11 protein-coding genes and 1 pseudogene are annotated in these 10,515 nt (G+C 50.7%); 5 read left to right on the top strand and 7 right to left on the bottom strand.

Annotation, left to right across the window (positions count from 1 at the left end; translation table 11 throughout):
* Nucleotides 1-55 precede the first annotated feature (55 nt).
* Nucleotides 56-379, bottom strand: coding sequence for an IS66 family insertion sequence element accessory protein TnpB (tnpB, locus tag FEM54_RS14020; protein ID WP_138451464.1), 324 nt, complete (start codon nucleotides 377-379; stop codon nucleotides 56-58).
* A 72-nt stretch (nucleotides 380-451) separates the two neighbouring features.
* On the bottom strand, nucleotides 452-694 hold the full coding sequence (locus FEM54_RS14015; RefSeq protein ID WP_138451462.1) for a transposase: 243 nt from the start codon (nucleotides 692-694) through the stop codon (nucleotides 452-454).
* A 101-nt stretch (nucleotides 695-795) separates the two neighbouring features.
* Between FEM54_RS14015 and FEM54_RS14010 the strand changes: the two are divergent.
* Nucleotides 796-987: pseudogene (locus tag FEM54_RS14010) on the top strand (aldehyde dehydrogenase); the annotation flags it as partial.
* Between the two features lie 235 nt (nucleotides 988-1,222).
* Here FEM54_RS14010 and FEM54_RS14005 read toward each other — a convergent pair.
* On the bottom strand, nucleotides 1,223-1,726 hold the full coding sequence (locus FEM54_RS14005) for a MarR family winged helix-turn-helix transcriptional regulator (protein ID WP_240792745.1): 504 nt from the start codon (nucleotides 1,724-1,726) through the stop codon (nucleotides 1,223-1,225).
* Nucleotides 1,727-1,926: 200 nt separating this feature from the next.
* Between FEM54_RS14005 and FEM54_RS14000 the strand changes: the two genes are divergently transcribed.
* The 3 genes from FEM54_RS14000 (at nucleotide 1,927) to FEM54_RS13990 (ending at nucleotide 4,053) form a co-directional block, all read left to right on the top strand.
* Nucleotides 1,927-2,919: an MBL fold metallo-hydrolase gene (locus FEM54_RS14000; RefSeq protein ID WP_138451460.1), complete on the top strand. Its 993-nt coding sequence runs from the start codon at nucleotides 1,927-1,929 to the stop codon at nucleotides 2,917-2,919.
* Between the two features lie 121 nt (nucleotides 2,920-3,040).
* Complete coding sequence (locus tag FEM54_RS13995) at nucleotides 3,041-3,304, top strand: hypothetical protein (RefSeq protein ID WP_138451458.1); 264 nt, start codon at nucleotides 3,041-3,043, stop codon at nucleotides 3,302-3,304.
* Nucleotides 3,295-4,053, top strand: a complete 759-nt coding sequence (locus FEM54_RS13990; RefSeq protein WP_138451457.1) for an AraC family transcriptional regulator — start codon at nucleotides 3,295-3,297, stop codon at nucleotides 4,051-4,053. The genes FEM54_RS13995 and FEM54_RS13990 overlap by 10 nt, the downstream gene beginning before the upstream one ends.
* Nucleotides 4,054-4,157: 104 nt before the next feature.
* Here the strand turns inward: FEM54_RS13990 and FEM54_RS13985 are convergent, their stop codons facing one another.
* Both FEM54_RS13985 and FEM54_RS13980 read right to left on the bottom strand, forming a co-directional pair.
* Nucleotides 4,158-4,949 carry an alpha/beta fold hydrolase gene (locus FEM54_RS13985; RefSeq protein ID WP_138451455.1) on the bottom strand — a complete coding sequence of 264 codons (792 nt, stop codon included), beginning with the start codon at nucleotides 4,947-4,949 and terminating at the stop codon, nucleotides 4,158-4,160.
* Between the two features lie 90 nt (nucleotides 4,950-5,039).
* The gene (locus FEM54_RS13980) at nucleotides 5,040-5,876 is read right to left on the bottom strand and encodes an alpha/beta hydrolase (protein ID WP_138451453.1); all 837 of its coding nucleotides are present in this window, start codon (nucleotides 5,874-5,876) and stop codon (nucleotides 5,040-5,042) included.
* 1,226 nt (nucleotides 5,877-7,102) lie between these two features.
* On the opposite strand from FEM54_RS13980, the gene FEM54_RS13975 reads away from it, so the two are divergent.
* A complete protein-coding gene (locus FEM54_RS13975; protein WP_138451450.1) occupies nucleotides 7,103-8,245 on the top strand; it encodes an FAD-dependent oxidoreductase in 1,143 nt (380 codons plus the stop codon).
* A gap of 45 nt (nucleotides 8,246-8,290) precedes the next feature.
* Here FEM54_RS13975 and FEM54_RS13970 read toward each other — a convergent pair whose 3' ends face one another.
* Both FEM54_RS13970 and FEM54_RS13965 read right to left on the bottom strand, forming a co-directional pair.
* On the bottom strand, nucleotides 8,291-9,304 hold the full coding sequence (locus tag FEM54_RS13970; protein WP_205894403.1) for an AraC family transcriptional regulator: 1,014 nt from the start codon (nucleotides 9,302-9,304) through the stop codon (nucleotides 8,291-8,293).
* A 607-nt stretch (nucleotides 9,305-9,911) separates the two neighbouring features.
* On the bottom strand, nucleotides 9,912-10,515 hold a 604-nt coding region (locus FEM54_RS13965; RefSeq protein WP_138451448.1), incomplete at its 5' end, for an IS3 family transposase.

The following is a 10,515-nucleotide window of genomic DNA, read 5'->3' as shown; positions in this document are numbered from 1 at the left end:
GTCATGGTGTGGATTTTAACAAAGCAGCCCGACTGCTTCAGCTAAAAGGCACCATTTAAAGCAATGTAATTGCGCCGCCGGCACCGACTCGTTGCCAGGGTAATCCCAGTACCAGCGCCTGTAGTTGTTCAGGGTCGAGTTCGATCTGCGACCCACCATGGATGCCGGGCCAATGAAATTTTCCTTGGTTCAAACGCCGTGCCGCCAGCCAGATACCGACGCCGTCGTGCACCAGGACTTTCATGCGGTTGGCAAAGAGGTAAGCGCAGTGCGGCTTCGCCGCACCGAACACCGCGACCACTCGGGCCAGTGCCGTCTCGGTGCCAGCGCGCATGTCCATGGGTTCGGTGGCGAGCCAGATAGCATCGACGCGAATCATTGGGCCAGGCCACTAATAAAGCGCGCACAACCATCCGGATCCGAGGTTGGCCACTTTACGGTGATGGATTTATCACCCCAGAGGCAGCGAGATGATAACCGTCTCTTCTGTTGCACGCCTTGGCGCCGGTTTTACGGGAACGAAAGCAGGCAAGGTTGCGACTGGTCGATCCCGATAAATCGGTAGCCACTTGCGGATCACGTTGGCGTCGATGCCGTGATGGATGGCTACACTGGAAATCGTCGCTCCGGGTTGCAGGCATTCCTGGACGACCTGGGCTTTGAATGGTTTGGGATAAGAGCTTTGTTGGCGCATGGAAATCCTGGCGATAAGGGCGATCGCGTCCGCTTAAAAATACGCGGACACCATCGCACTTAATGCTGGAGTTCGGTAGGTGACTTGGCCGGACGGTTACGCAGATTCGAACTGGGCAGGCTAACGTCAAAGTTTACAACCGTCGCTTGGCCGAGCTCATCCATCATGGTCGCGCAAAACCTTCTCAGATCATTTCTCATCGCCTCAAGCTCGCCGAGGGCCCAGATGCCTATAAGCACTTCGACGCACGTGACGATGGCTGGACGAAGGTCGTACTCAAGCCAGCAGCATAAAATGAACGGCCAACTTTTGCCGGCTCGCATCGGGCCGGCGTCCTCTTCTGAAGGAAAGCCTAATGCTCTTCGGGGGGAGTGCGTTAACAGGAGTTCTCTGGCACCGCAGCGGTGTGTAGTGGTGCAAAAAGGTAGAGCGCCCGGACGTATGCAGGCTCGCGCTTGAAGAAGGATTTAATAACGTAGGTTTAGAGCGGTGTGACGATCGGTTTTGAGATCTCGCGCTGTATTTCACTCATTTCCTTTTTTCGAGACCTATCAACAGTTCAGCTAGTTGGGTATTCAACACTTTCACTGCAGATGCATCTAGCAGCTTCAAAATCTCTTGTTCATTTTCGATATGAGCCTCCACTGCTCGGTCGATGAGTTCGAGTCCTAGGTCAGTCAGTTGCGCAAGCATGCTCCGCGCATCTTGTGGATCGGGAAGACGAATCACCCATCCCGCTTTCTCTAGCCGTTTCAAGCGATACGTCATGGTGCCAGACGTAATCATCAGCGTTGAAAAAATGGCTGTGGGGCTAAGGCAATAGGGCGAACCCGAGCGTCTAAGCGCCGCCAACACGTCAAACTCCGGCATGGTGATTTGAAATGCCTGGAATGCGTTTTCGAGCCGGCTTTGTAGCAATGCTGCGCAACGTTGCAAGCGACCGATTGGCCCCATGATGTCGACCTGTAAATCTGGGCGCTCACGCTTCCATTGGTCGAGAATCTCGTCCACTGAGTCAGGCAGATGGTTCAAACTCACCTCGATGTCTTGACTTGAAGATAAAATTTTGTGAATATCCTAACTCGTATCAGGGTGTAAGTGTTGTGCCACGTGCATTCAGATCGGGCCTGGCTGCAATGCTCTTTTTGACTGAGTCCCGGACGCTTGCCCGGTCCCTAAACACGGATACCCTGAGCTAGATTCAGCTCGTTTTCCATGTAGCGGAGGTTGCGGTGTACTCAAAAACGCCTGTTTTTATTTTGATGGCCAGCTTACTGATTTCTTCTGGCGGTGCCTGGGCGCAAACCAGCACCAGCGCATTCAATTTGCCTCATGACCCACCTATCATCAACGTCGCTCAGGCACAAAAAGTCGCCGACGGGATTACCGTCATACCCGATAATCGTATCAATTATGTTCCGAACATTGGAATCATTGAGGGAAAAGACGCGATCCTTGTCATTGACACAGGGCTGGGCAAAGAAAATGGGGATAAGGTTTTTACCTACGCCAAAACTATCGCAGGTCCTCGTAAAATCTATGTCACGACAACACATTTCCACCCAGAGCATTCTTTTGGTGTTTCTGAGTTTAAAGACGCCATCTTCGTTGTAAACCGTAAGCAGGCACAAGAAATCGCCGAGAAAGGCCAGCCTTACTTGGCAATGTTCCGCAATTTTGGTGCTGTGGAAAAGCAGGCACTGAAAGATACAGTTATTGGTAGACCGAGTGTGATCTATGAAAAAAGCATGACGCTTGACCTTGGTGATAAGCAGGTCCAATTGCTGGAGATGCCGGCGCATACCCAAGGTGATCAGGTAGTATATGTCGATGGGGTAGTCTTTCTCGGAGATCTGGTTGAAAATCGATTTTACCCAATCATGCCGGATAGGGACTCTAACGGCGAGCAGTGGATAAAGGTATTGGATGACGTCTTAGCTCTAAAACCAGCAATTTCGGTACCTGGGCACGGAGCGCTTGGCGATGCGAACCTGATTAAGCAAGTACGTGATTATTTGGTCAACGTTCGTGACCAAGTCAGTGCAGCTGTTCGTGCTGGAAAAACTCAGGAACAGACGATAGAAATGCTTTCTCCTAAGCTCAAGGCATTACACCCGGATTGGGATAATAGCGTCTTCATTCCGTACGAAATCAGCGTGTTTTATGCTGAGATTTCAGGCGAGCAATTAAAACTTCCCGATCTCTTGCTCGACATGCAGAAATAGCGCGCAGCTCTTAACCTATTGGTTTTCTATGTGCGAATAGTTTTAGGTCGACTGATGGGTGTTTTTGCATTTTGTGCCGCGGGGCATGATTAATAAAACTCTCTCTATCAAGAGCTTCACCATGATCAATGTAACGCCCACCGATACACAACCGAGCCTGGCCATTACGCATCATGATTTTGTAGGTGCTCAATCATGGATGACTGATATTTGTGGACCACATCAATTAAGTGCGAAATTCCCTGAGAAAGTATGTTTCGATCATGCCTACCACAAATTAACACATCGTGGCGCGACGATTGTTGGTGAGCTGTGCTATGGCACTGAGGTTGATGTGTCTATCAGCGAAGAAGCACTTATTTGTTATAGTTTAAGTTGCCGATAAGCGGTGAGCAGGAGCTGATCCTCCATAAAGAAAAATTTTACTCTAATCGTCAATGGGCAATAGTGCTCACGCCTTTTGAACGACAGCAGCTAACCTTGGCTGAAAATTGTCGACAGTTGCATGTGGCCATTCCGCATTTAACTGTAATGTGTGCTCTGGAGAATATATTACTTCGAAAAGTAAGTGAGCCGGTTCGGTTTTTCCCTCGGATGGACGCAGAAAATGGAGCCTCGGGATCATGGTGGCGTATGGTTCGTCACGTTTTTGATGAGGTAAGGCATTGCAGCCAAATCTATCAGCACGTCGCTTTTAGCCGGCCCTTGGAGATGATGCTAATTAATGGGTTGTTATTGTCTCATGCAAATAATTACTCGGAGGAGTTGCTGCGTCAACGAAACGCCGAGTTACCGCGCTACATAGTACGGGTTCGTGCCTTCATACATGACCATGCTCGCGAAAGGATTTACTTGAAGGATATAGAAAAAATCGCAGGTGTCTCACGAGCTAAATTATTTGGTGATTTCAAACAATACTTAAATTCTTCTCCCATGGCCTATTTGAAAAAATTTCGATTGTTTTCGATTCGTCGAGAGATTTTATCAGATACTACAAGTCTCGACATCACAACTATTGCTATGAACTGGGGGGTTGGTCATCTTGGGAGGTTTTCCTCTGAGTATCGTAAACTATTTAATGAGGTTCCCAGTTGTACACTCAAGCACAAAATAGACGCCTTGAGTAAAAATTGAGAGAGAAATATTGTCTTAACTATTGATCACTCAGTAACAGTTTAAAGCGGCCTACGGATTCCCTGAAAGCTGGGCTACGTGGGCCGCTTGCAATAAACAAGTGGTCAGCGAAGGAAGTCCTGAATTGCCGTAACAACGGCCTGTGGGTTTTCTAACGTCGGGAAATGCGTCTTCCCTGGTATGTGATGAGGATGAAACCAGGAATGATCAGCTGCGAAACGCTGTTGCAGTTCGTGGTATCCGCTTAACAGTGGCTGAGAGTAAATATGGCAAATCTGTGGTTTTTCGGCCAAAGCTTGCATGCGTTGTAGAGGACTTTCCCATTTTAAGTAGTTTTTTTCAATTTCTCGACAGGCACGAATCCACATATCATCATGGAACCAAGGCATTTCGTTCTGTAGATGATTGAGTATATCGACGTTATCAGTAGACATAGCCCATTCATCAAAAAAACTTTGACGGCTACTTGCAAAATTTTCTAGATCTTGTCCAATTGATAATTGATTTAAGAAATCTGGATGCGGTTGCATCAGCCAATCGATTACTATCGTTTTTTCTAGTTTTTCAGCCCCAAGTCTTTCGCATACGTCTATATTTACCCAGCAGCCATGAGACGTAGAAACCAAGTGAAAGCTTTCAATTTTTTTCTCTTCGATGAATGCCTGTAAGTCAAGCACGAGGTCGTAGGAGGTAAAGTCACGATTTACTATTTGCTCTGGATCATGGCCTCGCCAGTCCGGACAAATCACATGAAAATTTTTGCTTAATAAGGGTGCAACACGTTTGAATAAACGATGGTCTTGTGCCCAGCCACTGATCAATATCAATGTAGGAGCACTGGTGTCACCGCTTTCAGAGTAGGTCATAACGGTATCGTTAACATAGACCGATTTCATGAAGAATCTCCAGAGTCAATAGAAAAGCACACCAAGGATGAACTTTAGACATTCAAGGGGATATCCTGTTTTTCAGAATGTATTAGCCGATTAGTCCACCACGTACTCAGACAGCGTCGCGAGTCGTGAAAGGTGGCTGCCAGGGGTTTTCAAATCATCTACAACTGAAAAATGATGTCGGCCCGGAATTTCAAAGCATTCGGTACTGCCTCCTAAGCCAAGCCAGAGGCTTGCGAGAAGAGCGTTTTGTCGGCGAAACTCCGGTAGTTCTTCAGAGCCACACACACAAATAAGTTGAAAGGTGTGACCTGGCGCGCTCAGCGCCGGACTCAATTTTTCTGCTTCGATCTCTTCTAATTCCAATGCAGTATTAAGACCTTTGGTAAAGGTGATAGGACGCAGGTCGTGTAAGCCGCTAACTGATAGCACCCGTTGAATACGAGCACGACATTGTGTCGATAGATGGCTAAGGCGACTGACGGCAAAAGTCACCAGATGCCCCCCTGCGGAGTGGCCCGCTAACACAATAGGTCCATCTAAATAGCGCAGGGCGATAAATTCGATTGCATGACATACTGACTGGGCAATCTGCCTCACACTGACCTGTGGGCATAGTGGGTAGTCCACAATAACCACACGCCAACCGCGTGCCCGGGCACCTTCTGCAAACTGTGCGTGATCATCCTTGCTGCAACTCTGCCAATAGCCGCCATGAACAAATACCAACGTTCCCTTTGCAAAACCTTCTGGCAAATAAACATCCAAGACCTCTCGAGCGTCAGCGCCATAGTTTATCCCAAATTCGGCATGTGACTGCTGGGCTATTTGATAGGCGGCCCCCTGTGTTCGCCAACTGGCGATCCACCGTTCAGAGTTTTCAACGGCAAGACGATTATTGTAAGCGTGATCCCAGTCGTAAATGTTCATGTTTATTCTCTTTGAGGGAAAAAGAAGAAGGAATCGTTGATATGTTCATGTAGTCGGCTGGTACCGTGGGCGCCGATATTTATCATTACCTCGATATAACGGCTCGATCTATCCGTTTAGTCTTTGATCTCTATCCCGTATGCCCGCTTGGGGAAATTACAGAAGCTGCTTGGAAAGTAAAGTGATGGAATTTTCTGTGATTTCGCTGGCACACTCGTGGGCAATTTCTGGACGATGCCTGAGTTTTGCTTAGCGGGTGACTTGTCTGGACCTTTATATGGCTGAGTGTCAGACAACAAAGTTCTCAAGTTGTAGTGAAGGCTTTGCATGGCTAGCTTGGTGCACTCCTGTTGTTTTAGTAATCCTCAACTGGAGCAAGCTGGTACTGTTGGCATCATTTGGTGATTAAGTACTGTATTGTCCATAATAGTTGTTTGACTACTTGGGTTAAGTCAGTTGATATTTTGGTCGAGCATCCGTGCTGACTGGTTTGGGCTACACGTCGCTTGCGACGGCGGTGTCAGGCCCCAAGCTATGAACCGCATCATATCGAATAGCTTGTTCATCTCTGTTTTCCGATGTAGAGGCGACAACGTCGGCCTAACAGTGCCTCAGTACTCAGTTGATTTATCTCCGGGCTTGATGATCAAGACGCCGGCCTATCCGTGCTTTTTAAAGGTACTGACGGCTCGATAGCCGGAAAGTATCCAGCTATTTCAGACCATCCTTAGGTGGTGCGCTAGGGGGGAAGTCGCGGGCCTGTCGGATGACCTTGCGTAATAATACGGTCTAACTAACGGAGACTCAGGCGGGTAGCTCGCGTTGCCAGAGCGCGCTGCTGGCTAGCTTTTGGTTGGGTACGGGCATCGCTGTAGAGCATTTTGAAGGGGTTGGCACCGTTAGTTCGATTTGCTCGACGAACTCAAGGAGCCGGTACCACGGTTTTCGAAGTTGCTGACGCTCGCCGAGTAAGCGGCTGTTATTGCTCACTCAAGTGGATAGTTCGGAGAGGTGGGCGCACTTAACATTGTTGGTGAGTGTTCAACCTTTTCTGGCAGGCAGCGCAATGAAAAGCATACCTGTAAACGATACCCTCATGACTTATACCGAAAGTGGCGATGCCGCCGCACCTACGACTGGCACCACGCAGTTTCCAACCTTGGAAAGGCCTGTCGCCGTCAGTTCGGCGATTCGCAATTTCCTCCGCTCACAGGCAGGAGTTTAGTATGGCAAAGATTCTCAAGGCGCTGGTCGTCGGTGCAGGTTTCGGTGGGCTCACAGTGGCAACCGCCTTGGCTCAACGAGGCTGGCAGGTGGCGGTGAACGAGCGACAAGCGGAACTACGGGCCTCGGGCTCGGGTATCTATATCTGGGAGAACGGCTTGCGTATTCTCGCTGCACTTGGCGCTCGAGTGGTTCAGGAGGGGGCGTTCCAGGGGCGAGCGATGGAGCAGCGTGATCATCTGAACCAGGTGATTGATGCAGGGGATTTTCCGCCAAACGTGCGTTTAATCACCGTTCCTCGTCGTGACTTGCTCGAAGGGCTGCGCGATGCCGCGCTCCGCGCAGGCGTACGGATCCATACAGCTGCGGAGGTTGTCGGCGCCAGCGCCGATGGAGAACTGAGTTTCGTCAACGGTGCTACCGAGCGCGCGGACCTGCTGATTGGCGCCGACGGCGTATGGTCTACAGTGCGGCGTAGCCTAGGTCTTGAGCTGATTCACGAGCAAACCCGGGAAGGCGCCTTGCGCGCGATTATCCCGGGTAGCCAGGAAGAGCTGGGCGTCGATGGTCAAGGCAAATACATCGAATGTTGGAGCGGCGAGCGTCGGTTGTTGATCACCCCCCTGACGCAATCGCAGATATATTTGGCGTTTACCTGCCAGCGCGGTGATCGGGTTGGTTGTGCCGTACCGCTGGATAAAGCGGCGTGGACGACCTCATTTCCTGCCTGGGCGCACCTGATCGACCGCGTCGAGACGCTATTGCCTTGGTCGTCCTACAGCATCGTTAAGGTCAAAAGCTGGAGTGCGGGCAGGGCGGCGATCATCGGCGACGCGGCTCACGCTCAGCCGCCTAACCTTGGACAGGGTGGCGGGATGGCAATGCAAAATGGCCTAGCGCTGGCTGTGTTCATGGAAGGGCTAAACGACCCTCGTGAAATCCCGCAGCGGTTGTGGGCTTGGGAAAGCAGCCAGCGTGAGTTGGCCGAGCATTCCCAGCGTTGGTCGTGCCTGTACGGCGAAGTATCGGTGTTGCCTGACCCGGTCAGGGCCAAAGTGATTTATCAAGGGATGAGCGATCCCTGGTTGCGCAGCCAACTCCTGCGGGTCGCGCAAAGCCAACCCCTGGGAACAGTCGCGCCCTAGGCCGTGTTGCTGGCCTGCACATTCGCGCGTGCAGGTCAGGTTGTATCAGTGTGCCCGATCAGTACGGCGTTTGGCGCGCATCAGGGTTTCGCGCGGCGCCTCACCGAACAGTTTGCGGTAGTCGCTGGAGAAACGACCCAGATGGTTGAAGCCCCAGTCCATGGCGATCGGCGACACATTACGCGCCGCTCGGTCTTCTAATAACTGCTGACGAATGGCCAGCAAGCGGAATTTTCGCAAGTAGGCCATCGGCGTGCTGCCGAAATGAAAACGGAAACCCTCGAACAATTTGCCCCGTGAAACCCTAGCAGCAGCCTCTATATCCTCCAAGCAAATGTCACCCTTGGCGTTGGTGTGGATGAAGGCCTTGGCTCGCAGCAGGTAGTGCGGGGGCTTGTCGGCATACAGGTGCCGCATCTCTTCTGAGTAGTTACTGGGCTGTGCCAGGATCAAACCCTTGATCAATGCGCTTTCCACGTCGCGGTTAAACAGCAGATGCCCATACAGCGACTGGCTGTGCTCACATTCGTCGATCAGGTAGCGAACCATTCGCCACCACGAGCCGGTACCATCGTTCACCGCGTCCATTCCTGGGTCAAAGATGATCGGCTGGTCGACTGGGCGTTGCAGCAGTTCTGCCAGCACACTCTGCATTCCGAACAGTGACAGGGCTACATGTAGCTCTCGACAGTCGCCTGTAATGTGCAGCTCTTGCTTCTCGAACGGCGAGAGAATGAGCGCGTGATCGCGATCCGAATGCAACCGCCGCCCCGCAACCGCCAGTTCCTGTTCACCCGTGATCGGTAGGGTCAGGCTGTAGCAGATGAGCGGGGTCTCGGCGCCGCAGGCTACAGTGACGTCGGTGCCATAGCCGAGAGTGCCCAGGGTGGTCGACAAGGTGCCGAAGCTGTAGCCACTGTGCTGAAAACGGATCCGGTCAGGGGTATTCGCATTGAGCAGGTGGGGGCCGCAGATATCGGTCATCTGCGCATGGGCGATGCTGAGATCACGATGAACATTGGCACAGTCCCAATTTTCGGTTTCAAAGTTGCTTTTCATCGGTTGGCACCTAGCGGGATGGTAACTCATGAGCTCGTAGAGCCCCCTTCCCAGGCGAGGCCGCAAGCTGTATGCCACAGATAACGGGTTTGACCTAATCGGATAGCATTTGTGGGTTTTGCGGATAGAGGCAGCCTTTCCAGGAAGATCATTGCGTGCGATACCGCACAGGCAGTGGCACTCCTAACGCCTCACACTGATCGAAGTGTTACTGCAGTGCACCATACCTGGCCGCTGAGTGTCACCGTGGGATCCTACAACGTGGCAACGTGTCGTAAGCCAGTCCAGTTGCTGCGGCTTTGTGGTGGCTAATTGATATCAGTCAAACAAAAATCAATTTTCCCACCGTCTATGAAATAATTTGTAATGATGATTTTTCGGCATGTTCATGCTGGAAATACATTTTATATCGGGGGTAATGCTCACTTGGTAGAGCATTTAATTGAAAATTCCTACGCAAAAGGATCCCCCCATTTGTAGGATAAAAGATCAAGAAGACGTTCTTCCCTCATGAAAGTGAATGTCTAGTTGAAAATGAGATTAACTGATGTGGGAAATTTCCCTTTGTGATGTATTTGTTTGGATTTATTGAATCGCCCCGGGTTTTCTAGACACTCTCCAGGCTCACTGCGTAACGCTTTTCAAACTCTACCGGTGACAGCTGATTGTTGAAACTATGGCGTCGTTTTGGGTTGTAAAACATCTCGATGTAATCGAACACATCATCCCGAGCATCCTGGCGTGTAGTGTAGATTTTACGCTTGATCCGTTCCCGCTTTAGCAACTGGAAAAAGCTCTCCGCCACAGCGTTGTCGTGGCAGTTACCTCGACGACTCATGCTGGCTATCAGGTTGTTAGCTTTCAAGAAGCTTCGCCAGTCTGAGCTGCTGTACTGGGTGCCTTGATCCGAGTGGATCATCACCTCTTGCTTCGGCTTACGTCTCCAAACCGCCATCAGCAGTGCATCAATGGCTACGTCGCTGGTCATCTGCGCCTTCATTGACCAACCAATGATCTGGCGTGAAAACAGATCGAGCACCACGGCCAAATACAGCCAGCCTTCATATGTTCGGATGTAGGTAATGTCTGTGACCCAAACTTTGTTGGGCTCTCTGACATCGAATTGGCGCTTCAGTAAGTTCGGTGAGGCAACGGCTGGTTTACCGCCATATTTTCCCGGCCTCCGTCGATACACAGTCTGAGAACGTAAA

This window comes from Pseudomonas edaphica (genome assembly GCF_005863185.1).
Classification (GTDB): Bacteria; Pseudomonadota; Gammaproteobacteria; order Pseudomonadales; family Pseudomonadaceae; genus Aquipseudomonas; species Aquipseudomonas edaphica.
The sequence above is the reverse complement of the archived record's forward strand: the minus strand, read 5'-3'. Positions and strand labels throughout refer to the sequence as shown.